The organism is Clostridium folliculivorans, assembly GCF_024341905.1.
Taxonomy (GTDB): Bacteria; Bacillota; Clostridia; order Clostridiales; family Clostridiaceae; genus Clostridium_AR; species Clostridium_AR folliculivorans.
This window is the reverse complement of the sequence record NZ_BQXY01000001.1, coordinates 1,129,838-1,154,828: the sequence shown is the minus strand read 5'-3', so window position 1 is coordinate 1,154,828 and position 24,991 is coordinate 1,129,838. Positions and strand designations below refer to the sequence as shown.

General features: G+C 32.4%; 19 protein-coding genes. 5 read left to right on the top strand and 14 right to left on the bottom strand.

What is annotated here, in order from left to right; all coding sequences use genetic code 11:
* Window positions 1-582: 582 nt before the first annotated feature.
* Window positions 583-1,095 carry a GNAT family N-acetyltransferase gene (locus tag OCU55_RS05165; RefSeq protein ID WP_261851238.1) on the top strand — a complete coding sequence of 171 codons (513 nt, stop codon included), beginning with the start codon at window positions 583-585 and terminating at the stop codon, window positions 1,093-1,095.
* 241 nt (window positions 1,096-1,336) lie between these two features.
* Here OCU55_RS05165 and OCU55_RS05160 read toward each other — a convergent pair whose 3' ends face one another.
* The 6 genes from OCU55_RS05160 to OCU55_RS05135 all read right to left on the bottom strand — a co-directional run bounded on the left by OCU55_RS05160 (window position 1,337) and on the right by OCU55_RS05135 (window position 7,047).
* Window positions 1,337-2,629, bottom strand: a complete 1,293-nt coding sequence (locus OCU55_RS05160) for an MFS transporter (protein ID WP_261851237.1) — start codon at window positions 2,627-2,629, stop codon at window positions 1,337-1,339.
* A gap of 203 nt (window positions 2,630-2,832) precedes the next feature.
* On the bottom strand, window positions 2,833-4,389 hold the full coding sequence (locus tag OCU55_RS05155; protein WP_261851236.1) for an ABC-F family ATP-binding cassette domain-containing protein: 1,557 nt from the start codon (window positions 4,387-4,389) through the stop codon (window positions 2,833-2,835).
* A 200-nt stretch (window positions 4,390-4,589) separates the two neighbouring features.
* Complete coding sequence (locus OCU55_RS05150; protein ID WP_261851235.1) at window positions 4,590-4,865, bottom strand: CD3324 family protein; 276 nt, start codon at window positions 4,863-4,865, stop codon at window positions 4,590-4,592.
* A 208-nt stretch (window positions 4,866-5,073) separates the two neighbouring features.
* Complete coding sequence (locus OCU55_RS05145; RefSeq protein ID WP_261851234.1) at window positions 5,074-5,589, bottom strand: 2'-5' RNA ligase family protein; 516 nt, start codon at window positions 5,587-5,589, stop codon at window positions 5,074-5,076.
* Between the two features lie 63 nt (window positions 5,590-5,652).
* Window positions 5,653-6,411 (bottom strand): class I SAM-dependent methyltransferase, encoded by a 759-nt coding sequence (locus OCU55_RS05140; RefSeq protein WP_261851233.1) that lies wholly within the window; start codon window positions 6,409-6,411, stop codon window positions 5,653-5,655.
* A gap of 183 nt (window positions 6,412-6,594) precedes the next feature.
* The gene (locus OCU55_RS05135) at window positions 6,595-7,047 is read right to left on the bottom strand and encodes a VOC family protein (protein ID WP_261851232.1); all 453 of its coding nucleotides are present in this window, start codon (window positions 7,045-7,047) and stop codon (window positions 6,595-6,597) included.
* 335 nt (window positions 7,048-7,382) lie between these two features.
* Here OCU55_RS05135 and OCU55_RS05130 point away from each other — a divergent pair, with 335 nt between their 5' ends.
* The gene (locus OCU55_RS05130; RefSeq protein WP_261851231.1) at window positions 7,383-8,075 is read left to right on the top strand and encodes a GNAT family N-acetyltransferase; all 693 of its coding nucleotides are present in this window, start codon (window positions 7,383-7,385) and stop codon (window positions 8,073-8,075) included.
* 111 nt (window positions 8,076-8,186) lie between these two features.
* Entirely contained in the window at window positions 8,187-9,128 is a 942-nt protein-coding gene (locus tag OCU55_RS05125; protein ID WP_261851230.1) for a DMT family transporter, read from the top strand.
* A 118-nt stretch (window positions 9,129-9,246) separates the two neighbouring features.
* Here OCU55_RS05125 and OCU55_RS05120 read toward each other — a convergent pair whose 3' ends face one another.
* The 4 genes from OCU55_RS05120 to OCU55_RS05105 all read right to left on the bottom strand — a co-directional run bounded on the left by OCU55_RS05120 (window position 9,247) and on the right by OCU55_RS05105 (window position 14,733).
* The gene (locus tag OCU55_RS05120; protein WP_261851229.1) at window positions 9,247-10,509 is read right to left on the bottom strand and encodes a Ger(x)C family spore germination protein; all 1,263 of its coding nucleotides are present in this window, start codon (window positions 10,507-10,509) and stop codon (window positions 9,247-9,249) included.
* Window positions 10,496-11,599, bottom strand: a complete 1,104-nt coding sequence (locus OCU55_RS05115) for a GerAB/ArcD/ProY family transporter (protein WP_261851228.1) — start codon at window positions 11,597-11,599, stop codon at window positions 10,496-10,498. The genes OCU55_RS05120 and OCU55_RS05115 overlap by 14 nt, the downstream gene beginning before the upstream one ends.
* Before the next feature lie 133 nt (window positions 11,600-11,732).
* Window positions 11,733-13,229: a spore germination protein gene (locus OCU55_RS05110; protein WP_261851227.1), complete on the bottom strand. Its 1,497-nt coding sequence runs from the start codon at window positions 13,227-13,229 to the stop codon at window positions 11,733-11,735.
* A gap of 487 nt (window positions 13,230-13,716) precedes the next feature.
* A complete protein-coding gene (locus tag OCU55_RS05105; protein WP_261851226.1) occupies window positions 13,717-14,733 on the bottom strand; it encodes a glycosyltransferase family 2 protein in 1,017 nt (338 codons plus the stop codon).
* A 545-nt stretch (window positions 14,734-15,278) separates the two neighbouring features.
* On the opposite strand from OCU55_RS05105, the gene OCU55_RS05100 reads away from it, so the two are divergent.
* Both OCU55_RS05100 and OCU55_RS05095 read left to right on the top strand, forming a co-directional pair.
* Window positions 15,279-16,013, top strand: a complete 735-nt coding sequence (locus tag OCU55_RS05100) for a LytR/AlgR family response regulator transcription factor (protein ID WP_261851225.1) — start codon at window positions 15,279-15,281, stop codon at window positions 16,011-16,013.
* Window positions 16,010-17,299, top strand: a complete 1,290-nt coding sequence (locus OCU55_RS05095; protein ID WP_261851224.1) for a sensor histidine kinase — start codon at window positions 16,010-16,012, stop codon at window positions 17,297-17,299. Before OCU55_RS05100 ends, OCU55_RS05095 begins: the two co-directional genes overlap by 4 nt.
* 362 nt (window positions 17,300-17,661) lie before the next feature.
* Here OCU55_RS05095 and OCU55_RS05090 read toward each other — a convergent pair whose 3' ends face one another.
* The 4 genes from OCU55_RS05090 to OCU55_RS05075 all read right to left on the bottom strand — a co-directional run bounded on the left by OCU55_RS05090 (window position 17,662) and on the right by OCU55_RS05075 (window position 24,949).
* Window positions 17,662-18,291, bottom strand: a complete 630-nt coding sequence (locus OCU55_RS05090) for a hypothetical protein (RefSeq protein ID WP_261851223.1) — start codon at window positions 18,289-18,291, stop codon at window positions 17,662-17,664.
* A 2-nt stretch (window positions 18,292-18,293) separates the two neighbouring features.
* A complete protein-coding gene (locus tag OCU55_RS05085) occupies window positions 18,294-20,759 on the bottom strand; it encodes a beta-glucosidase (protein WP_261851222.1) in 2,466 nt (821 codons plus the stop codon).
* Between the two features lie 297 nt (window positions 20,760-21,056).
* On the bottom strand, window positions 21,057-21,869 hold the full coding sequence (locus tag OCU55_RS05080) for a hypothetical protein (RefSeq protein ID WP_261851221.1): 813 nt from the start codon (window positions 21,867-21,869) through the stop codon (window positions 21,057-21,059).
* Between the two features lie 134 nt (window positions 21,870-22,003).
* Window positions 22,004-24,949: a beta-glucosidase gene (locus tag OCU55_RS05075; protein ID WP_261851220.1), complete on the bottom strand. Its 2,946-nt coding sequence runs from the start codon at window positions 24,947-24,949 to the stop codon at window positions 22,004-22,006.
* Window positions 24,950-24,991: the final 42 nt, after the last annotated feature.

The window sequence follows — 24,991 nt, the reverse complement described above, 5'->3', positions numbered from 1 at the left end:
TGGAAGCAGTTCTGTATAATCTCTGAAATATTAATATCTTACTCATTGGCAACCACTCCTTTATATACTTCCAAAATATACTATAACATAGATAATTTACAATATACATATTTATCTTGATCCAAAATTCCGAACGTTTTCGAAGCTACAAAACTAAAAGAAGCTAGTTATTAAAACTAACTCCTTTTAATCTGGAACTATTAAACAATTTTAGTTGTCCAATAAAGAGTACATAAGAAGTGTTTTTAACACCTCTTTATTACATAACCACATTTTATATTGAATTTATTATAAAGTTTGAAAATAATAATGAAAGCATGTTCTTTTTATCTAGCCGTTATATTTCTGAATAGTAGTTATTAGTTCACTTTATATTTACACTCCTTTAGCTATGGAATATAATTCATATTAAGGGATTGTTTAATTTATTATAGCCCTTGGCTAATAATATAATAGGAGTGATTATATGCAGAATTTTATATACCAGCACTACGAGGTGGCTTCTACCTAAAATAATTAATAGGTATTATTCCACCTTAATTTAGATTTAACTATATTTATTATTGAAAGGTGGAAAACAAAATGAATTTAAAGAACATTTACACAGAAAGATTAATTTTGATTCCCGTAACATTAGAAATAACAAAATCCTTATTAGAAGGTAATGTCAAAGAAATTGAAAAGCTTGGCATTAAAACTGATGAAAAGTGGCCTACAGAGGATACAATGGATATTTTACCTATTATAAATAAGACTTTAGAAAAAGATAAAGAGCCAAGTGGATTTGAATTTTGGATGATTATTAATAAAGATAATATGCTCGTAATCGGCGATATAGGCTTTCATGGAAAACCTAATGAAGAAGGCGAAGTTGAAATTGGGTATGGATTATCAGAAAATGCTAGAAGAATGGGTTATGGCCTTGAGGCATTGAAGGCTATTATGGTTTGGCTAAATCACCAGGATAATGTTAAAACTATAAAAGCAGATTGCTTAATTAGCAACATAGCTTCCGCTCGTATTTTGGACAAGGTCGGTATGAAAGAGATTAATCGAGACCAAGAATTGATTTATTGGGAATTTATTAAGCCATAACACAAGTATCTTATAAAGGAAAATACTAAAGATATATACTAATATTACACTCTAAAAATATTCAAATACAAACCTGTTAAACAAATAAAAATGCAGCAGTATTATTGCATAATATTACTGCTGCTATCTAATTCTATACTTTAAACCTAGATTTACATATTACTAATAAAATTAACAAACTTTAGCCATCCACTCCTCACAATTCCGCACATCTATCACAATATTATTATAAATAATTTGACTATTTTTCTAGTTGCCATATATGCGTATTTTTACGGAAGATAAGGCATGTCAAGACTCCCACAATACCAAGAATAAAAAATAAAAATGCCGCACCTGACCCTTTTCCCATTCCAAATATTATTGTCAATATCCCACCTGATTGTTGCAATGCCATGAATGGTTCAAATACTTTATCAACTAATAATCCACCTAAGAAATATCCGATGGGGATTGTAAAAAACTGCAATGTATTCCTTGCAGAATAAACTCGTCCCTGCATCTCTATCGGAATATAATTTCTAAATAAAACATCCATATTAGAACTCATAATCGGAATAGCAATCCATCCTAAAACTGTACCTATACACAATACTGGTATAGACTTTCCAAATGCCAAAAAGAAGTTTTCAGTGCTCATTGAAAGCAATAGCGCATTGCAAATCATTCGAACACGACTTTTAGGCGCTGGCAGTATAGATGCAAAGAAGCTACCTACCAGCATAGCAATTCCAGTAACAGTATTAATAATGCCAAGAGCTACCTCTCCATCTCCCTCTCTCGATAAAAGCATAGCTGGTAAAGTGGCATTGTACATAGAGGCTGTAAAGTTTATAGCTGCCAAAAACAGGATCAGATTCAGAATTCCACGGTTACGTTTTAAGAAGAGTAATCCGTTTTTTGCTGACTGCAAAACCGATTCTTTCTGCGTATTTTCACACTGCACTTCTGGTATTTTTACGAAGCATAACAGAGATATAAAAGCAATTGCAAATGTTAATAAATCAAACGCTATGACCATATCCATACTAGTTAAAGTTAAAAGGGTTGTTGCTATAATTGGTGTCATTATATTTATAAGAGAATTAGAAAAGGAACGCATTCCACTGACCTTCTGGTAGTGCTTTTTCGGTGTAAGGAGACTAATAGTTACATCAGATGCTGGCTGCTGAATTGTATTCATCAGTCCATTTAACGCATTTAAACAATAAAGATGCCATATCTCTAGCCTGCCAGTTTTCAATAGAACTAATACTGCAACAGTACACAGAGCAGCAAAGCTATCGCTTATAAGCATTGTGATTTTCTTATTCCACTTATCACTTAGAGCACCTGCAAATATACTCATAACTACATAGGGTACATACGTGCATACAGAAAGCAGTGCCGTTATAAGTGCTGAGCCATGTTGCTGATAAGACCATATGATTAAAGCAAAATTGGTCATAGAACTACCTAAGCTTGAAAGTGCTTGTGTAAGCCATAAAATTAAAAAGCTGCGAAGCTCTCTCATAGAAGTTTTAAACAAATTCATATTGACCTAGCTCCTTTTTAAATGGTTTCTGTGTCGAAACTTAATTAATACTTGTTTGGAAGAAATCACGCACCTATGAATTTTAACACGTATAAATTAATAGGCGCGTTAGGAACTCTATATAGAATTCCTTTAGGAAAACTTAAGTTATGCATGTTCAAAGATCATGGCTTCTGAGTATTTTCGTAGCATGCATCATAAAATTATAATACGATTTCAGTTGCCCACTCCCCACAATCCCAAACCTCCGTCACAATGTCACTATAAAATTCCGGTTCATGGCACACTATAATTATGCTACCCTCATATTCCTTTAAGGCACGCTTCAGTTCATCCTTAGCATGAAGATCCAAATGGTTTGTAGGTTCATCTAAAACTAAGATATTAGAAGGTTTATTGATTAGCTTGCATAGTCTTACTTTAGCCTGCTCTCCTCCGCTCAATATATTAAAGGGACTTTCTATATGCTGCCAGGTTAATCCACACTGAGCAAGACTTTTTCTTACTTCAGTTACAGTGAAGTCCGGGAACACATTCCACACATCATATAAAACTGGGGTTGTATTATCCTCTGTGAGCTCCTGCTCAAAGTATCCTATCTTTGTGAATTCACTTAGAGCTATTTCTCCATCTATAGGTTTTAGAAGTCCAAGTAGACTTTTTAGAAGAGTGGTTTTTCCTAACCCGTTAGCTCCAGTTATAGCGATTTTTTGCCCCCTCTCCATTTTTAAATTAAGCGGTTTGCTTAAGGGCTTGTCGTAACCTATAGATAAACTATTTGTTTGAAATATTATCTTTTCTGGCATTGCTACGGTTTTAAAATTAAAATATGGCTTTTTAATATCCTTCTTTATCTCTATTCTTTCAATTTTATTGAGCTTTTTTTCTCTGGCTTTAGCTTGCCTTGCAGTTGCAGTTCTCACCTTATTTTTTCTTATATATTCTTCAAGTTTTTCGATTTCCTTTTGCTGCTCTTTATACTCAATTAATCTCTGTTGCTTTCTTATATCATAAAGTCTAAGAAAGTAATCATAGTTTCCTTCATATCTTGTAAGTTCCTTATGCTCAAGATGGTAAACTACATTAACTACACTATTTAAAAAAATATTATCATGGGATATCACTATAAAAGCTCCTTTATAGTCTATCAAGTATCCTTTAAGCCACTCTATATGCTCTTCGTCCAAATGGTTAGTTGGTTCGTCTAACAGTAAAATATCTGGCTTTTCTAAAAGCAGTTTTGCAAGTAAAATCTTAGTTCTCTGACCTCCACTTAAGGCCGATACCTCTTTCTCTAAAAGCTCCTTAAATCCAAGTCCTGCTGCAGTTGCCTGTACTATTGAGTTAATGCTGTAAAAATCATTTTTATCTAAGGCTTCCTGCATTGTGGCTATTTTACTTAGTGCTTTGTTCATTTCTTCTGTATCCATATTGCCAAGCCTATTATATAAATCATTAATTTTATTTTCCATATCATATAGCTTTATGAATGCTTCTTTCAAGAAATCTATAGCAGTAATTCCTTCTTTTAAATCCACAAGCTGATCCATGTATCCGATGGTATACTTTCTATTCCACTGAATAGTGCCACCATCAGGTAATATTTGATTTGTAATAAGCTTCATAAAGGTTGATTTACCTTCTCCATTAGCACCAATAAGACCAACATGCTCTCCTTTAAATAATTTGAAGGATGCATTGCTGAACAGTATTCTGTCGCCAAAGGAATGATTCATGTTTTCAATTGTTAAAATGCTCATAAATATGCACCTCCTTGCACTGTCATAAGGTATATAATGAAGTTTCATACTTTAATTATAGTTGGAACTGGTTTAACTATATACTATCACCGGTGGCTTAGTGTTCCAAGGTCGCAAATACTTCTGTAATAAACTTGCTCATATGAATTACAAAAGGCATATTCCCCACAGAGCTAACTGTGAAAAATACGCCTCATCTATCATCCATATTTTCTTTTATTCCTTATTATTCTTCTAATACTGCTTTCAGTTAGGAAATACTGCTCAGCTAAGATTTTAACAGGTATTCCAGAAGAGTACTTGTAAAGAATCTCAGAATCTCTAGTACTAAGCTGCTTTTTAGTGTCAGTATTTTCTCCCCAAGCCTTTTTGTTTTCGTCTTTTCTAGGGATATAGATATATCCGCCATCAATGTATTTTTGAATTTGTTCTATTATACTGTTTGGTAATATATTTTGTGCTTTCTCATATTTCATAATCTTCGCTCCAATCAACATTTAGTTTCTAAATGAAGATGCAACGCTTCATAAAATATGAAAAACTAATCTTTTTCTATTGGCTCCAAGCAAAAGTTTTTCATATCTTACAAGCTTTGCATGGAGCTTACTACTATCGCTAAATACATCATAATTCACTTCCTTTTTATCACATGATAAACTACTTTGAGGCCTCTTGTCAATTTTGTCACTTTAGTTCGTATTCTATTACAATAATTGATTCTTCATGCTCGCCAATCATTTCAACGGATATCCTATTAACCACAGTTGAAAATCTATCATTGCACTTATTTACATCATCAAAGGCCTTATCAAGCAACTCTTTAGAAGGTAGTTTTCCAACTGTCATATGCGGGATATAATCATAACCTAAATCAAATTTCTTTAGTTTATCTTTATATAGTATGCTATGAATATTTATTATTTCATCCTTACCTTGTACAATATTTAAAAATAGATAGTTTCCATATTTATCTTGCCTTTTACTAAAACCGTTCAATTCTATTTTAAATGGAGGTATTCCTCTCAAACACTTTTCTAAATGCAAATTAAGTTCCTCATTAGTCAACTCACTGTTAAAAGGAAATACTAAAGTAATATGCGGCAACACCAGATCTGCCAAAGGGTCATATTTCTTTCGAATATCGTCTATAATATGAATATTTTCAAACTTAGGGAAGATCATAATAGTCCTTGTATCCATAATCATATCTCCTATATAAATTTCTATTTGCTGTCCCAATCATAGGCAACCATAAATATGCAATTACTTTTTCTTTCTGCAAACTATAATAAATCTATGTTCAATACTCTCTACATATCCTTTGACCTTTACCTCTTCATGCAATTTACATAATTCTTCATAACAGCTTTCTACAGAGAAGTTTGGGAACTCCCATTGAATTTTCCTTGCAAAATACACCAATGCTCCAATATCCTTAAAACGTAGATATGGAAAAAATTCTTGAGCATATAAGACCTCAAAAAAGTTTTTTTCTATTTCCTTTAAGTTGTTATCCAAGGTATGCTTAGAAAATGGCGGTTTAAAATCCTTAATTAATGCCTTTGATAATCCTTCGTTATTTCTGCATCCTACTTGTTGTGTGATAAATATCCCATTTGGCTTCAATAACCTTTTTACCTCTTTAATATCAAAAGATTCATGTCTATTAATAATCATATCAAAAGCTTCATCTTTAAAAGGTAACTCTGAATCATCAAATACCTGCTTTACTTCTATTCCAAGTGGTGCTAATCTTTTCTCGCACAATTTTACATTAGGCTCCCACTTTTCTGTAACAGATGTATTACTGAAGGGATGCTTCAATGATAATAGGAATTCCCCTCCACCAGTGCCCATATCAAGTAATTTAAAATCTGGTTTTAAATACTTTCTCAATATCTCTTTATAGTCCCAAGGTAAATCTTCTTCCTCACTTCTATTCTCTAAATGAGAAAAATCCCATCCTTCACTTGTATCTTTCTCTTCTTTTTTCCATAATTCTTTTAATTCTCTATAATCCATGATACCCCTCATATCTCCCATTTAACTATTTTCTATCTAAAAGCGGACCCATATATAGCATTTTTATAGATAAACTACTTCATAATTAAATCTATCAAAATAAAGATTCGTAGAGTCACCGAACTCTTTATTTTGAGTTCAATGACTAAAGTGGTTTATCTTTATCATTAACTCAAAGATTCACTATTCAAATTCGCCTTCTTCAGGAACATATTCACCAGTAACTTCAATAATATTTCCATCAGGATCCGTGAATTGAAAGTAATAATATGGGCTAACATTACAAACATATCTAATCTTTGTCAGCTTGTCCGTAATATCTAAATTCTTAACCCTCTCATACTCTTTTCGAAGATTCTCATCCCAAAAATTTAATACAAACTTGCGAGCATTATGTGCACTAACAATTGACTTCATATCATCAAAGTACTCTATATACTCACCCTTATGTACAACTAAATCAGGATTTTCAGCATCAAAATGTCCATTCATAATTGATATACACTTTCCTTCAAACTCAAACATTGCAAACCTGTCCATATTTTTTCTGGTAACTGGAATCTGTAATAGTTTTTCATAAAACTTAATTGATTTATAAAAATCATCTACAATTAAATAAATTGAACCTAAATGCATTTTATCTCTCCTATCAAATAAGTATTTGTTACTTATTTAGCCAATACCAAAAAGTTATTATTCTTTTGATTATAACATATTTTGTAAATTTATATTGTTTTATTAAAGAACTTTTCATCAAAAAATATAGCCTTATATTAGTTTTTTCTATCATTAATCTCTTGTGAATTTTTCATACTTTTATTATTCCTTGACGATTGATTATTGGTAATTCATATAGCTATATACATTTTTTTCAAGTTAGTATTATAATTATAATATTGGTTAAAAGTGATTTATAAAATAAATAAGACTTATATATTTCAACAAAAATAAATAATTAAAGGTGCAAAATGATGAAAGATAAAGCAATTAAGTATTTAATAAAAAACCCACTATTACACACAGGCATGCTTGAGACAATGCGTAGAGGAACTTCAGACATATTGTATGCTGAAGATGATGCCGTATTATTAAAAGAAGAGAAAAGTAATGCCTATATGCTATCCGTAGATGATTTTGAAAAAGGAAAAGAACTATTGGATAGCATATCAAGCTGTAACCTAATTCTTTCACATCAAGAATTTATGGTTGCTTATATAATAGATAGATTCAGGCTATCTAAAAAACTTGAATGTTTTCAAGCCGTTTATATGGATAAAGCTAAACTTAGTGTAAGTGAAGAATTAGAAATCAAACAGTTAGATAAGAGCCATGTAGAAATCATATTAGAGCATTATGGTAAATTATCAAAGAGCGAACTTGAAACAATTTTAGATGACGGAGACTTATTCGGAGGATACAAAGACGGTGCTCTCATAGGCTTTATTGGCAACCACCTCGAAGGAAGCATGGGACTCTTAGCGATATTCCCTCAGTATAGACGTTTAGGCTATGGCACAATGCTTGAAAGCTATATGATAAATCACATGCTTGAAAATGATTTAATCCCTTTTGCCCAAATAGAAGTGGATAATGAAAAATCACTGGCCTTACAAAAGAGACTTGGATTTAGCATATCAAAGGATAGGTTGTTCTGGATATTTTAGCAGATTGTAAATATAAGCTTGACATAAAGTCACCTTAGTGTGATATATTTATTTTGCCATTAACCTCATAGTACGGCAATTATAGTAACTTTTCAGATTAGGAGGTTTTATATGTTTACAGCAGCTTTAGCTATAGTCATTGGGGTAGGACTCGCAAATCAAACAGCTATTAACTCATATTTAAGAAAATTTGTTGTTTCACCATTCTTGGCCTCAATGATCTCATTTGTAATTGGAACTATTTTTTTAACAGCAACTACCCTAATTAGCGGTTCTTCACTTACAGTTCCATTGCATCTATTTGCCACTGAGCCTTATTGGTTGTGGTTAGGAGGTGCTTGCGGTGTTATTGCACTTACTTCAAATATTCTTCTATTTTCAAAACTAGGGAGTGTGCAAACAACTGTAATGCCGATTTTAGGAATGAGTGTCATGGGAATGATAATTGATAATTTTGGTTGGTTTAATTCAATAAAACATTCCTTTGGTTTTAATAGAATTATTGGTATTGTTCTAGTATTATTAGGAGTATTTCTATCTGTTGCCGTAAATTCATTGAGTGATAATAGCGACAGTAGCTCAGGAAAAGAAAAGAATAAATTCGAACTTTTAATATGGCAGATTATCGGAATATTAGTAGGTTTTTTAATGGCAATTCAATCAGCGATTAATGGTCAATTAGGTCGTGTGGTTCACTCCTCTTTTCATGCAGCTTTTATTTCGTTCTTTGTAGGTTCATCTATTTTGATTGTTATAGTAGGATTAAAAGAACGCTCCTATTCAAATGTAATAAACCCAATTACTCAAGGTGCACCTTGGTGGGTCTGGATTGGTGGTTTTATTGGAGCATTATACATTATTATCAATGTCTATTTAGTTGGAAAAATTGGAACTGGTCAAACTGTAGTCCTTGCTTTATTTGGACAAATTGCAGGAAGTTTATTAATTCAGCAATTTGGTTTGCTAAACTCTGTTAAAAACAAAATTACTCCAATCCAAGTAGTTGGATTGCTTCTTATGCTTACAGGAGTTGTTTTGATTAAAATATTCTAAAAAGAAAAGACCTGCTAAATGACTTAAGGGAAGTGATTCTTTCACTTCCCTTAAAAATTGCTACTATACAATTTTTTACGATTTGCTGCTATCATACCTCTTATAATCTAAAAAATATCTACTTTATAGAAAGCCCTTTAATATTTGTTCCTGTGTTATTGATTTTAGCATCAACATTTACTTTAACAGAAACATCACGAAATATATCATCCCAATACCATTGATAATTATTACGCCATTCTTTAGTATGCTGCCTATATAAATTAAATCCGAATCCAAATATATCTGAATTAAATTCATCTTTACCTCTTCTAAGTGCTGCTTCAATATCTGAATATATACTATTTTCTAAGTTCTTCTCAATTTCATCTACTTTAGCTAAATTTATGAATTCTGCTTCACCACCTTCAAAACTGAAGTATTTCCTTAATGCAGCCTCAATCTTAACATTTATATATACAACCGGCTTATCATCTTCTATTTTTACTTTTATTTTACTTCCTGACCTAGTTACATAGAAATACTCTAATTTTGCTGGATCTGAGTAAAGAGGAAAACTACTATCAGTATTTACTTCTTCTGAGCTAGCATACTTATAGGTATGAATTTTATTACCTAGTATCCAGTTTAAGCCTAAGGTTTCCTTGTCATTAAGCCATCCAACAAACTTAGCTCCTTTGAAAGCTGCCATACCACTGGCTACTATATTACCTTGTTTTTCTATAGCAAATCTAATATCATTTGAAGAGCCTCCTGAGGCTTTACCTTCATTATTGGCAGAAGTAGTTAGTATTCTTGGAATAACTGGTTCTACCCCCTCTCTCGTCAACATTATCATAAGATCATGTAATGTAACAGAATACACATTTCCATTGCTGTTATATGAAGTTAAAAGCGTACGTATCTTTTTTCCTGATGATGTAGCAGAATTTGGGTCAAGAGTTGCAATTACACCTTCCGCTTTTCCTGGCACAACTACCATACTTACAGAGTTACGTACACTTGGGGTTCGACGAAAATACTCAGCTATGTCCTTCATAATATATTTTGCTGTATCCTCACCGAGCACTATAACCTGCAAGTAGCCAAAAAATAATCTATTAGGACTAGCTTGTTGCAATTTTGCCAATGCATCTTCGAAAGTTATTGCTGACGCAGAATAAACCGTTCCTTTACTTGAAGCATCTGCTTTTTCTCCTAAGGATTTACTTATTGGAATAAATTGAAGTGTTACAGTTATTTTCTTAGAGCTACTATCTAGGTCTATCCCTAGGGAATAAACCTGAGTCATACTCTCATATTCTTTATAATCCCAGCAGCCATTTAAGAAAATCAATAAACTTAATATTGGTAATAATAATATTTTCTTACTTCTTTTCATAGCTTACACGACCTCTTTTATTTATCAGTGTACCTAAAAAAGCAACTACTATGATGACTAACACAAAAGGAAAAACCACATAATAATCCATATATATTGAGATAAAAAAGGCTTTATTATAAGAATTTAACCTGGTTGAAAGTATAAAAATTATCGCAGATATTAGCAATAATATTATCACCGAATACTTTTTATTAAATATCTTTTTTATAGGAATCCAAGTACAATATAAATATAATGACAATCTCATGATACAAATAAGCTGATATGTGGCTAAGATGAATATTTCTAATCCTCTTAAAAAATCTCCAAAAAAAATAGTTCTTGATATTTCAACCCCCGCTGAAGAAGTACTTAATAGTAACTCAGTGCCAGATATGCCCTGCATAATAAATGATGCTAATGGTAATATGAAAGCCCACAGTAAGGTCCCTTTTATGATACTCTTTTTACAACCAACAGTCTGAGGCATATGTCCGCCAATTACTATGACGAAAAGTAGTATTTCTGATGATGCGCATAAAGAAAAGAATACTGCTTCTCCAAACTTTAATAAGGTCGTATCAAATATAGGGTATATGTTTCTAAAATCAAATTCTTTAAAAAAACTAAACGAAAATCCAGTAAAATAATTAATTATATACCATACAGTAAGCAGCTCAACAGTTCTTCCAAATAATAAAATCTTATTATTTACAAATAAAAAGGCTAGAATAACATTTATAATTATAATGACCCAAACAGGTGTCAGCTGCAGGAAATAAACCTTAATCGTCCCAGCTAAAAAGTTTAAAATAGTTACTGCTAAAACAATATTTATTGCCAAATTAATTGTCACAATAATTATGTATACGAACTTTCCAAATTTAATCTGAATGATATCAAATATACTACATTTAGGATATGACCTGCTTAAATATAAAATTGCAAAAGTGAAGGGAATCGTTAATATTATTCCTATTGCTAACGCAATCCATGAGCTTCTTCCACCTAAATATACAGCCCAGATAAAGTTAAAAGCCATATTACTACAGCCACTTGCAAATGTGAGGAAAATTATTTGTTCTTTAGTGAACATGTCATATTTCAATTAGATCCACCTTCTCCGAAGAAAATAATTATAGATGTACCACTTCGATCCTTAAACCATTTTTAAAACTCTCACGGGTTCTGGTGAGAGAATTTGAAAATATAAATTTTATTACGAAGTGGTACATCTAAAGCTAATCATCGCTGTTCTCTTCTTTGTTATTGGTAATAAGCCTAAGCCTTGTTTTCAATACTTTAAAAGGTGCCCTAATTAGGACATCCTTCCAAGCTGTAAATTCTACTGGTATAACTGGATACAAATATGGAACACCAAAAGACTCTAAAATTGACATTCTCCATAAGATAATAAAAATGCCGTTAAACAAACCAACTGTACCTAAAAATCCTGATATAAATATTAAAAAATAATTAATTATTCTTGAGGTGTTTACTAATACGGTAGATGAAATAGCAAATGACGCTATTGCTGAGAAGGCTATAACTATTATAAGAGAAACACTTACGTATCCCGCAGCTACAGCTGCCTGACCAATAATAACGGCGCCTAAAGTTCCTATAAAATAACCTACCATCCCTGGCATACGAGTCCCTGCTTCACGGATTATATCAATTATAATAGTCATACCGATTAACTCTATTATCGAAGGAAAAGGCACTCCTTCTCTTCCTTGAGAAATATTTAGTGCTAGTGACAATGGAACTATAGTATGATTGTATGTCACAAAGGAAAGATATAAAGCCGATATGAAACTTGATATAAAAAAAGCTATTATTCTAATAATTCTAAGCATGGTAGCTGCAATGGGCATTTGTGAATAATCATCCATGTTCTTAAAGCTATCCCAAAACATCATTGGTAATACCAGTGCAAATGGACTATTATTACAAAGTATAACAATATATCCGTCAGTTAATGCTCTTGCCACTAAGTCAGGCCGTTCTGTCAATCTATAGGTTGGAAATACGTGACTAGGCTTATCTTGTATCAATTCCGCTAAAGTAGTAGTGCCATCTACCATTTCAATATGGACATTCTTAATCCTCTTTCTTACTTCCTCTAAAATCTCGTCATTGGCTAGGCCCTTTATCCATACAATTTTTGTTTCTGTATGAGATAAACTTCCAAGACTAAAGGTTTCAAACCTTATTTCCGGTATAGGAAGTCTTCTAATTATCATGCTTATATTAGTCTCTATATCTTCAATAAAAGAATCTTTAGCAGCAAAAACAGCTGTTTCATTTTCTGGCTTATCTATAGATCTCTTTTCATGCTTTTGACTTTGAATTATAAGAGCATCCGTATACCCCTCAAAGAAAATAATCGTATTTCCTTTTAGTAACCCATCCATGATATCTTTCATTTGATTAACTTCATTAGTATTTAGTGATGGAATATACAAACTCTTTGCTAATGTTGTTATGTTTTTACCTTTAGTATTATCACTTAGTGAACCTTGTAATAATGAGGATATCACCTGACCGTTTACAAGCTCCTTATCGCAAAGGCTGCTAATATATATAATACCTGCTTCTATCTCTCCACCAAATACATTAAATTTACCTACAGATAGACCAATTCCATCTCCTAAAGAACTTTTTATAAACTGCAAATTTTTATCTATAGATGCATCAACTGGTTTATTTTCAAAATCTGTATTATGCTGCTGCATATTAATCACATTCCCTATAAAACTTATTTATAAATAATCCAGTTCTATCTAATAAAGCTAATAGATAATTCTACTAAATAATAATGGTAATAAGATTATCAACTATATGTTTTATTTGGAACTAGTTTATCTATATATTTCTATTTTGTATATTCTTGTGTATTTTTTAGTTTTTATATTCATTATTCACTTAACAATAGCTTCTTTAATATACCCAGTCTGTTTTCAGATACTGTTTAAGTTCATAAACTGTCATTCTTAAAATATAATTTAACCTTAATTCGCCTGATTAACTACTACACAAATACCAATTATAAAAAAATAATAACCAAACAACCTCCCCCTATATATTCTACTTTTTCAGTAAATTAAACATAATAGGATGGTGTTTGGTTAAGTTAATTGGTAGGGCACTTTTCTTTAATCATAGATAAATAGTCCTTAATCCAAGCTTATTTCATCTTTCTCTTTTCTGCTTATAAATACATTAGTTAAAACCGACAACCTTTTGTGAAATTTTATATATTGTTATGGAGATGCTTCGTCCGATTCGTCCAGGTAAATTCAAAATTCTCCCCATAATCCCATATCTAATGTTGTTATATAACTCTAGATTTGTATCTTTAACATACTTCCATAATTCTTTTTTCTTCTCTAAGTTTTCTGTTGTTCCAGAACGTATTAATAAGATAGTGGATACTACTGTAACAATTTCTAGGTAGTTAAACATATACTTACGAAGCTTTATATTATTAATATTTTCTAATTGCACTTGCTCTATCATAAGCTTGTTCACTTTAATCTGTTGATCAATTCTTTTTATCATCACACTCTCATTAACAGATTGATCTCCTCTACCTATAAAATATCTATAAAAATCAACATTAACATAGTAGATTTTATTAACATGTTCAAGTGGAACATATACAAATAAGTTATCAACGTAGAAGGTATGCTTTGGAAGTTCTAATCCACAATCTCTTAACAATTGTGTTCTATATATAGCAGAGTGCATCAATATATACTGACCTTTTCTAAAACGCTTAATGTCATCCCAAGTAAAGATTGTCCCTTCTGGGAGTGCATTTTCATACTTCATAACCTTCTTATTTTTTGCACCTTCTTTTTCATACACAAAATTACTTATAAGCATATCAACAGGAGTTTCAGCTGAAGTTAGCTTATTTAATACCATTAATATTTCTTCATATGCACAAGAATCTACCCAATCATCGCTATCTACTACTTTAAAATATAGTCCTGTTGCATTTCTTATCCCAGCATTTACAGCCTCTCCATGTCCTCCATTTTCTTGATGTATCGCTGTTACGATAGTTGGATATTTTCTTGCGTATTCATCTGCAATCTCTGCTGTTTTGTCAGTGGAACCATCATCCACTATCAGTAGCTCTACGTCTTCCCCACCTAGTAAAAGTGATTCTATACAATATCTCATATATTCCTGCGAATTAAAGCATGGAATAATTACTGATAATATCTTCATATTTTCACTCCTCTTAAATCTATTACTGTTCTTCAGGTCATACTATTACTTTAAATTAAAAATTCTATTAATTCTGTGGTATAAGCCATATTGGATCTAGTTAATATAAAATCAGCTACACCAGTGACACAAATAAGAATAATGTATATAAATTAGGAAAAAATTTCAAAATTGCTATTTTCTTTTTTTAATAGAAAAATATATACTCTCTCCTTTTTAATCCTATTCAAAATATCTTGTACTATTTTTATGTTCTAGAATTCCAGTTCATTATTTACTTTAGCAGATTCATTTTTCTTGTACTATCCCTATAGAACCAAATGTAAAAATATAGAATGAAATGTAATCGTTTTTCAAGTAATAACTTTTTATAATGTTAAAGAGGGGAGTTTTAAATAATTTACTAAAATAAATATTTAAATCCACAGAAGAATTTCCTGTGAGGCTAAAAAACATCGTATAAATGAAAAATTGAATTAGCTTATTTTTTGTGTATAATATTAGATGACAACTAACTGGTTAACAAATTATGAGGGGGATTTTAGATGAAACTTTATCAGGCTGCAATTTGTGAAGATCAACAGGAAAGTATGAACTATATAAATATGGAACTTTCCAAAGCTTTCATAAATAAAAATTTTCCTATACATTTTGATTGTTATACCAAAGCTCAAGAGCTCTTGTATGCAACTTGTACAGTAAAGAACTACCATATATTATTTTTGGACATTGATATGCCTGGAATGAATGGAATTGAATTATGTAGAAAAATTAGAAAAAACAATTCCAATGTAATGGTTATCTTCATTACTAACAAAGAAGAATTGGTTTTTCAGACTTTTGAAGTTCGTCCATTCCGTTTTATAAGAAAGGCCCACTTTTCAGAAGAATTGCCATCACTAGTTAGTGATATAATTAGAGAGTTCCAAGAGCAGAAGGGATTCATGATTACCATAAGAGAACTTCACTCTGATAAAATTTATTCTTTTAATATAAAAGAGATTATATATATTGAAGTTATTCTAAAATACTGCAAGATTGTAACCACCTCAAAGGAAGCAAATATTCAATACAAGATAATGGATTTCGAAAAACATCTCCGTGAACATGGATTTTTACGACCTCATAGAAGTTTTTTGGTAAACTACCGTTATATTTTCAGCATTCAAAAAGATTCACTTATTTTGGACAATAAAGCTTCTATTCCGTTAAGTCGCAATCGTGTGAGTGCAATAAAAGAAGAGTTTATTTCATTAATTGACGAGGGGGTTATAGAATGATTGTTAAATTTTTAAGTCTTACTGAAGGATTTATAACCTTCTTATTTCTAATGATTACTTTAATAAAAATGTATGGGTGTGAAAAGACTTTTAAATCAAGATATATTTTAGGACTACTGTGGAGTTTGTTATTTTTTTTAGTGTTCGAACCTTTTGAAATTCGCTATGGCAACTTTTACTTATATTTGAGCTTTATGTTAGTTTTTGCTTCTATTTTTTCTATACTTTTTCAAAAAGGTTTTCTAGCCAATAGGATAGTTTTTATTATTATTTATATTTATACTATAGCTTCAATCAAATCAACACTTGCTACAATAATTGGTGTTCAGTTATTGTATAGTGGGTATAATTCATATACTATAGCAATCCATTATGTTATTTTCTATTCTCTCATATTTTTTGCAAGTATATTTTTTATAATGCATCCACTTCACTTTACAAATCAGATTCCTAAAAGACATTGGATGCTAATGGCTCAATGTCCTATTTTTGTTGCAGTGATAACCCAATACTGTTCTTCCCTTGTACTAGGCACCAATATTATAAGACAGGTTTTTATCATACTGTCTTGTTTTATTCTTTGTATCATACTTAGTACCTATTATTTAACATACTTTATGACAAAAACTTATGTGCAAATGATAAATACTAATAACATAAATCATCGTCTGCAAATGCAGCTGGAATACATGAAACGCACTTCAAGTGTCATTAAAAATATAAGAAAAGAAAAGCATGAAATCAAAAACAACTATTTTTATATTCAGTCTTTAGTAAAAAATCGAAAATATGAACAGTTAGAACATTACCTTGACACTGAACTTGCATATCGCTTTAATGCAATGGAAGAATTTCAAACTGGAAATAAACTATTTGATTTCTTACTTACGCAGAAAGTCAGTGAAGCCCGTGAACATAAAATTAACGTGATGACAAATGTATTATTACCATCTGACCTACCTATTAAAGATGATGACATATGCGCTCTTTTACTTAACTTGGTAGACAATGCAATAGATGCCAGTAAAAATGAAGAACAAGGTGATATACATATTTCTATATCAGTTATAAAAAATTATCTTCAAATACAAATAAAAAACAAGTCATCAATAGATGTCTTAAAAATTAACAAACAATTGAAAACCACAAAAAAGAATAAAGAGAACCATGGCCTTGGCTTACAGATTATACGTTCCATTGTGCATAAATACAATGGTATTTTCAAAACCAGTATGAAATCAAATTACTTTGTTGTTCTCGTAATGTTGCAGTTACAGAATCAATAGTGCAAATAAATATCTCTCTTGAGTATTAAATGTTCATATAAATACTCAAGGGAGATATTTTGACTTATATATTACCCTATATTCTTAGTTATAAAATATGCTCTAGCTTTTTGAATCGGATACTTTAATTTTTGGGCTTGCTAAACAGCTGGGCGAAAATAAAAAATACCACGCCTTAAACGTGGTATTCATAGTATAGGCATTATAAAATAATCAATAGTCAGAGTTCATTCTCATGGATCTTTTTCTGTTTATAAATATTGTAGTTAAAGCTAACAACCTTTTATGATATCTTGTATATCCCTAGTCATCCCTGCCCACTACCTTAAAATAAAATCTTGTTACATTACGTATTCCTTTATTTACTGCTTCTCTGGTTCGCTCTTAAAAATTATCTTAAATATAGGAAAAAACACCCAGAAAGAAATAGCACAATTTATAATCATTGTAATAAAATCTGCTATGGTTTCTCCAACTGAACCTATTCCCAATTTATTAATGAACAAATTATAGATTGGCGCTTTATAAATTCCTTGAAGCGCAGCGGCACCTATTGATATTACTATATAAGCTACTACATACCAAAACGCAGCCTTCCAGACGTTACTGTTTGACTTAAAGGTTATATTCCTCTGTAAAAAGAAATTTATAATTTGTGCAATTGCCATGGTTATCTGAACTGCAAGAAAGTATGCAAGTCCACCTCCTCCGCCTTGGGCAAGGGAACCAGCTGCGTAATTAAATACATAATAGGGACTTCCATCAAAATTATGTCCAACCTGTATAATCTGAAAGCTTGTACTTACTAATGATGTATGCGCGAATATGCCCTTAAACACTGGCATTAAAATCATCTGTAAAACAGTTATCCCATTGCTAAGCATAAAAAACACTAGAAATTGAGCAAGATTTGGATGGTTCTCCTTAAATTTTGTCCAAATACTTATATTTCTCGCAGCAATTTTATTATTTTCCACTTTTCCACTATTCATTTTTACCTCTCCTTTGCCGCCTCTGTTGATATTTTTTCTACTGTTCTAGCACTCTTTATCTTAATTTCTTTCAGCATCTTGCTTCTTTGCTTAAGAAAGTAATTTAACCCTTTAAAGAAGCGTCCATTTACCATCATGAGAATGCCATCAACCATAGGCATATTTATAACCCCACCTGTCATTCTGGAAATCCCCCTGAATGGCATATGATAAATAGACATCATTATAATATTGGCAGTTTTTCTCTTTCCTATTTTTCTTAAGAACCAATATGCGAAAGAAATCAGCTTGAATGCAAATCGAGCTACAACTCCCTTTGCATATTGACACTGTGCAACTGTATCATTATAGCCAAGAGGTTTGCTCCTATCCCATTTAGCTTCAGGTACTCTTCTTATAATAAGAGCTTCAAACTCATCTGTACTAACATTTTTTACTTTTCCTGAAAAATAAGATGGAATTTTATGTTTATCATAGGGAAGTGGAGCCCCAGTACCCTCTATAAAAATATTATCATTAAGTTTTATATCTCTACTTGATGTACCAACCATAATTTCATAATCTGCTTCTTCTACTTCCCATTTATTAGTCTTTACATTAAAATAGCGGAAGGTTTTATCGTCAAAAGGTATAGTAACCTTCTTTGTTTCACCTTCATTAATAAATATCTTAATAAATCCCTTTAATTCCTTTTGTGGTCTAAAAATATTCTTTGATTTACATCCTACATAGAGCTGTGCAATCTCTTTACCAGAAATTTTTCCAGTGTTTGTTATCTTGAATGTTACTCCATATTGATTAACCTTCATATCTGAGTATTCAAATTTTGTATAACTTAATCCATATCCAAAAGGAAAAAGAACTTCTATATCAGCGGTATCATAATAACGATAGCCAATATAAATGCCTTCTCTATATTCTACAGTAACTTCCTTTCCTGGAAAGTTGTTAAAGGATGGTGTATCTTCATAAGAAATTGGATATGTTTCAGCTAATTTCCCTGATGGGTTCACATCACCTGATATAATCCTAAGCATAGCTCTTGCTCCAGCCTGTCCACCTAGATATCCATGTAATAATCCTTTTACCTTATAAATCCACGGCATCTCAACTACTGAACCACAGGAAAGAATTGCAACAATATTAGAATTCACTTTACTTATCTCTTCTATCAGGTCGATTTGATTTTGTGGCAACTTCATGTCTTGTCTTTCTAAACCTTCTGCCTCAGTAGCTTCATCTAACCCTAGATATAAAAGTACTACATCTGCTCCTTTTGCAAGTTCGCAGGCCTCCCTAATCAGTTTAGAACTTTTCTTTCCATATCTCTTAAAACCAGCTGCATATCCCAAGCTTACAATACCTGATTCATCTAAACATTCCAAAGTATTATCCAATTTTGTTGGATTAACAACTGAAGAACCTGCTCCTTGATATCTTGGATTCTTTGCAAAATCGCCAATAATCGCCACCTTTGTTCCAGTCTTTAGAGGCAGTATATTGCTCTCATTCTTAAGCAACACAATAGATTCTTCAGAAGCAAACTGGGCCATTCTGTGATGTTTATCTATATCAAAGTCATGATATGATTGCTTGAATACCTCTTCTGTAGTAAAAATTAAATCCAGTATTCTGTCTACAGATTCATCTAGTAACTCTTCTTTTATTTTTCCGTTTTTAATAGAGTTTATAATATCTATATTTGTCTCTTCACCAGTAGTAGGCATCTCAAGTTCATTTCCTGCAATCAGTCCCGCTACACGATCATTGCTACCGCCCCAATCGGTCACTACAACGCCTTGATAGCACCATTCATCACGGAGAATTTCACGCATAAGGTGTAAGTTTTCATTTGTATAAATACCATTCAACATATTGTAGGAAGACATGATGGTTTTTGTACCACCTTCTTTTACTGCCATCTCGAAGGCAGTAAGGTAAATTTCTCTCAAGGTTCTTTCATCTACAATAGTATCAATAGCCATTCTTCTCTCTTCTTGGTTATTCACAGCAAAGTGTTTTACGCATGCCGATATTCCCTTGGATTGTATACCTTTGATATAATTAACTGCCATTTTTCCAGCCAGGTAGGGATCCTCACTAAAGTATTCAAAATTTCTTCCGCACAATGGATTTCTTTTCATATTTATGCCTGGTCCAAGAAGCACATTGACCTTCAGAGATACTGCCTCTTCTCCAAGAAATCCACCTATCTTTTCTCCTAATTCCTCGTTCCAGCTGTTCGCAATAGTTGCAGCTGTAGGAAAACAAGTAGAAGGAACACTAGGATTTAATCCGAGGTGGTCTGCTGCAGCTGCCTGTTTTCTTATACCATGAGGTCCATCAGACAAAAACATGCTATTTATGCCCAAACGCTGAATATCCATTGACTGCCAGAAATCCTTTCCAGACATAAGAGATGCTTTCTCTTCTAAAGTCATCTTTTCAATTAATCTTCTATATTTCATATCTGTAATTCCTTTTTAAATTTTATATTTTCAATAACGAGTCCCATAGCTTTTTAATAGATATTTTGTGGAACCTTTTTCCTTGAATCTTATTAATACAGTCACCTATAATTGAACTAGGAGGAATCCAATTGACCGCAGATATGCATTAATTATCAAGAAATCTAGTTCCACTTCAACATCAAGAAGACATTTTAATATATATTCTGGTTTCTTATTGTATTTGCTTCATCTGTAAAAGAACTATAATTATTAATGCATGTAAGTTAATATATAATTTTAATCTTAATAAATTTATTATTGTCCTGCAGGAGGACCAAATGGAGAATTGTTTTCAGGTTTTTTACCGTCGATATCAACTTTCACAGCCTTTGACCATTCAGAATCAGTAACCTTTAATTCAGTGTTTCCCACTGCCATGCATTTCACCCAATAGCTGGCAGCTTGACCTTCAGCAACTGCGAAATCCACTGAAGCATTATTATAATTGATTGCATTAGGACCAGCAACAGCATTAGGGTTATGAGTTATATCCTTTCCGAATGTTCCTTCTGTAACCATTTTTGTACATGCTTCATCTGAGAACACTTGGTATTTAAAAGAATATGCTCCTTCTTTTTCTAAGTAATTTTTACAAGCATCGTCCGTAAGCTTTATTGTAGCACCCCAATTATTTTTTGTAACTGAGATTGCTGGAACAGAAAGTGACCCGCTACGTGTAAATGCACTTGAAAATACGGCTTCTGATTTAGTACGCTTAGAACCGGATTTTGGTACTGAACTTATGACAGCTGTATAGTTTCCATAAGGTAGAGCTTTCACACTACTGGCAGTTCCTTTAACTGTCCCTTTAGATTGAGCAACATTTGCTGTACAAGCAATTTGTGCATCTTTAGAAATTGTTCCATTGGATATATATTTAGTAAGATAAACGTCTATACGATACATATTAGCACCAGAAACACCTTTAAAGGAAAATGCGCCATTGGAATCAATGGTGAAGTCTTTTGGGGCATTCAGAGGACCGCTACCACAACCAGAAAAAGTTGTGAGTACACCAATGCATAAAGCTAATATAAGCAAATACCATGAAAAGCTTTTCTTTTTCATTTTTAATTCTCCTTTATAAATATAATTGTGTTGGATACCATAATATATGAATCATTATATATATGACTTATGGTATCCAACAAACTAATTAACCTAAAACTTTGAGTAATCCATGTATTTGGGGTAATATAATATTAAACCACTTTGTCCTGTTGCTTTTTACCTTGACGAACTTTGCGGACTATTAATACTATTCCAAGCGCATCTATAATACCTACTACTACTCCAGCAACAATCAAGCCAATCTGCCAAGGAGCCAATGAATAGCTGATTGTAGAACCAGGCACCAAGCCATTCATTATATTGCTGTTAGCCTTGTTGTAGAGTATGTGTTTTACAGCCTGTTGTAAAGAAGCAATAGCAGATGCACTCTGGTAGTCTTTGACAGTATGTGTACCAAGGAACAAGTCAGTCCCCCCTGATCTCAGAGCATAGTCAGTATTCATATAATTATCAGATCCACCACCTGCATCAGTCAAAGAAGTACCTGTAAATTTCCATTCATTACGGAGAACACTTACCATCAATGGTTCGCAGGCACCAGACCAAGTTGCTCCAACTCTGTTGTAACTGCTCATAACACCAGTAGCTCCAGACATTGTCTTTGTTTTCATAACTAATTTTCCATTTTCATTTTCATAATAGTTTACTTGTTTTGATGAATTTTTTACATAAATCTCAAAGGCCTTTAAATAGATTTCACGCATTGCCTGTTCATTGGCAAATGTACTAACACCTGTACGATTTGTTTCCTGATCATTTAATGCAAAATGTTTAGTAAATGTAATTAAGCCTTTACTTGATGCAGCACCAGTTTCAGCAGCACAACTGTACCCAGAAAGAAGTGGATCTTCGCTGAAATACTCGTAATTTCTTCCACCGAAAGCAGAACGGTGAATATTTACGCCAGGACCATACCAACCTGTTAATTTGGTTGTTTGGTTATTAGCTTCTTCTCCGATGGATTCGCCCATAAGTTTAGCCATTTCCACATTCCAAGTTGCAGCTGTAATAGTTTCTGATTGATACCACTTATTTACGTATAGTGTAAATGTATGGCCAAAGAAACCATAAGGTCCATCCATATCTATACTTTCAGGTACACCCTGATCACTGTCTGCATGCTCAACCCATGCGCCGTCTCTGTACATATTGTACAATGATTGCACTGAGAACTGCTGAATATAAGAATTCCAAAGTGTATCGTTAATGTCTTTACCACGTAAATCAATCAATTGTATCTTTGTTCCAAGATAGTCTGTAGTCGGCGTATCTTTGACTGTTTCTTTTGCTTTGGTAACATCATATTTCTTAAGCTGTTCTAAAGTTTTTTCGTTTGCAACGCTGTCTTGTGTGGTTGGAGATGTTGGGAAAGTTCCCTTAAAATCTGCTCTAGAGAAGTTAGTTGCATAGCCTGCTGCTTGTTTATCTTTGAACAAGTAATTTGATATATCATCGAATTGGTTAACAGCAGCAATACCATCTGAAGGACGCTTATTATCCTTGTTAAATACAATTTTGCTATTTAACGTATAAGTATAGTATTTTGATGTATCTGAAGTTTCAATGCTTGCCCAGCTATGAGAATCATCGGACAAATAGAAATTGTAATTGCCAGCATCTAAAATGTAGGACTTATCACTCTTGTAGTCATATGAAGTAATATAATCTCTGTCAACAGTTACATTAACCACTTCACTTGCTCCAGGTTTCAAGTTGCTGGTTTTAGCATAACCTGCTAAAATTACTTGAGCTTTTTCAACTCCACCCTTTGTATAAGGCTCATTGCAATAAATTTCAACAACCTTTTTACCTGCAACGTTTCCAGTGTTTGTAACTTTAACTTTAAATGTAAACTTATTAGTACTGCTATCATATGTTGGTGTTCCTTCATAAGCCGTGCTAAAAGTGGTATATGATAAGCCGTAACCGAAAGGATAAATTACTGCATTATCATAATTGAATCCAGAATAGTTACCATCCTTAGCTTCTTTTGCGGCTGTTTCATAGTAACGGTATCCTACATAAATACCTTCTTCGTATTCTACAAAAGCATTAGTATTGTCCTTTGCATAGTAATTGCCTGATGAATAATTAATGTTTGTCCATTGATAGTCGCCAACGTTTTTAAATGAAGGATCTTGTGTCAAATCACGAACATAAGTATCTACCAAATGTCCAGAAGGGTTAATAACGCCCTGAAGAATATCTGCTATAGCAAGACAACCGGTACTGCCTACACCACCAACCCATAGGGCTGCCTTAATATTGCTAAAATCATAATCCTTACCGGTATATTTGTCATGATATTTTGAACCATCTTTAATAAATCCAAGCTCCATAGTATTTGAAGCGTTAACAAGAACTATAACCTTGTTGAATTTACTACACGCATATTGCAGCATGTTTAATTCAGCACTAGAAAGAGAAAGTCCTGTTCTACCGTTATCACCTGTAATACTTTTGGTCTGGTCATTACCTTCCCCTGAGTTACGCTCAAATGTTACAATTGCTGCATCACTATAATTTGCATATGTGCTTTCCATTGATGCATAAGCACTTACTTCTGGCTCTATATCTGATTGCTTTGTTTTACTTAGGCTTGTATAATAATCTACAGTTGCAGGATTTATTTTAAAGCCTTTTTTTGTCAAAGCATCGTCAATTGAATAACCTCCTGCAGTCTTGATATTTTCACCACCACTCATGTTCATAGATATGGTTTTAATACCAAACAAAGTTACAGCTGCTCCCTTTGATAAAGGCAAAGCATTGTTTTCATTCTTTAAAAGAGTAGCACCTTCACCTTCAATGGTTTCAGTGACCTCTTTAGCATTCGCAGTAGAATCCTTATAATTAGAGGTATTTAATTTAATATAATTAGCATCTAGTCCCTCCGAACCTTTTACTTTAGTCTGTACCATTTGACCAAAGCCAAAAATTGATCCCATTACAGTTGAATAATTATTCATTACTATTGTAGCGACTAAAACAAGTGCAGTTAAAGAAGCCATGGACGGAATACAAATTGCCATAAACTTCTTAGTACTGATACTTTTTTTTGTCCTTTTTTTTGTCATAATAATTCCTCCCTAAAAATCCCCATAGGTTTAAGATTTAAC

Coding starts and splice junctions, on each gene's coding strand:
- OCU55_RS05165 (WP_261851238.1), top strand. CDS start 583: ATGAATTTAAAGAACATTTACACAGAAAGATTAATTTTGATTCCCGTA.
- OCU55_RS05160 (WP_261851237.1), bottom strand. CDS start 2,629: ATGAATTTGTTTAAAACTTCTATGAGAGAGCTTCGCAGCTTTTTAATT.
- OCU55_RS05155 (WP_261851236.1), bottom strand. CDS start 4,389: ATGAGCATTTTAACAATTGAAAACATGAATCATTCCTTTGGCGACAGA.
- OCU55_RS05150 (WP_261851235.1), bottom strand. CDS start 4,865: ATGAAATATGAGAAAGCACAAAATATATTACCAAACAGTATAATAGAA.
- OCU55_RS05145 (WP_261851234.1), bottom strand. CDS start 5,589: ATGGATACAAGGACTATTATGATCTTCCCTAAGTTTGAAAATATTCAT.
- OCU55_RS05140 (WP_261851233.1), bottom strand. CDS start 6,411: ATGGATTATAGAGAATTAAAAGAATTATGGAAAAAAGAAGAGAAAGAT.
- OCU55_RS05135 (WP_261851232.1), bottom strand. CDS start 7,047: ATGCATTTAGGTTCAATTTATTTAATTGTAGATGATTTTTATAAATCA.
- OCU55_RS05130 (WP_261851231.1), top strand. CDS start 7,383: ATGAAAGATAAAGCAATTAAGTATTTAATAAAAAACCCACTATTACAC.
- OCU55_RS05125 (WP_261851230.1), top strand. CDS start 8,187: ATGTTTACAGCAGCTTTAGCTATAGTCATTGGGGTAGGACTCGCAAAT.
- OCU55_RS05120 (WP_261851229.1), bottom strand. CDS start 10,509: ATGAAAAGAAGTAAGAAAATATTATTATTACCAATATTAAGTTTATTG.
- OCU55_RS05110 (WP_261851227.1), bottom strand. CDS start 13,229: ATGCAGCAGCATAATACAGATTTTGAAAATAAACCAGTTGATGCATCT.
- OCU55_RS05105 (WP_261851226.1), bottom strand. CDS start 14,733: ATGAAGATATTATCAGTAATTATTCCATGCTTTAATTCGCAGGAATAT.
- OCU55_RS05100 (WP_261851225.1), top strand. CDS start 15,279: ATGAAACTTTATCAGGCTGCAATTTGTGAAGATCAACAGGAAAGTATG.
- OCU55_RS05095 (WP_261851224.1), top strand. CDS start 16,010: ATGATTGTTAAATTTTTAAGTCTTACTGAAGGATTTATAACCTTCTTA.
- OCU55_RS05090 (WP_261851223.1), bottom strand. CDS start 18,291: ATGAATAGTGGAAAAGTGGAAAATAATAAAATTGCTGCGAGAAATATA.
- OCU55_RS05085 (WP_261851222.1), bottom strand. CDS start 20,759: ATGAAATATAGAAGATTAATTGAAAAGATGACTTTAGAAGAGAAAGCA.
- OCU55_RS05080 (WP_261851221.1), bottom strand. CDS start 21,869: ATGAAAAAGAAAAGCTTTTCATGGTATTTGCTTATATTAGCTTTATGC.
- OCU55_RS05075 (WP_261851220.1), bottom strand. CDS start 24,949: ATGACAAAAAAAAGGACAAAAAAAAGTATCAGTACTAAGAAGTTTATG.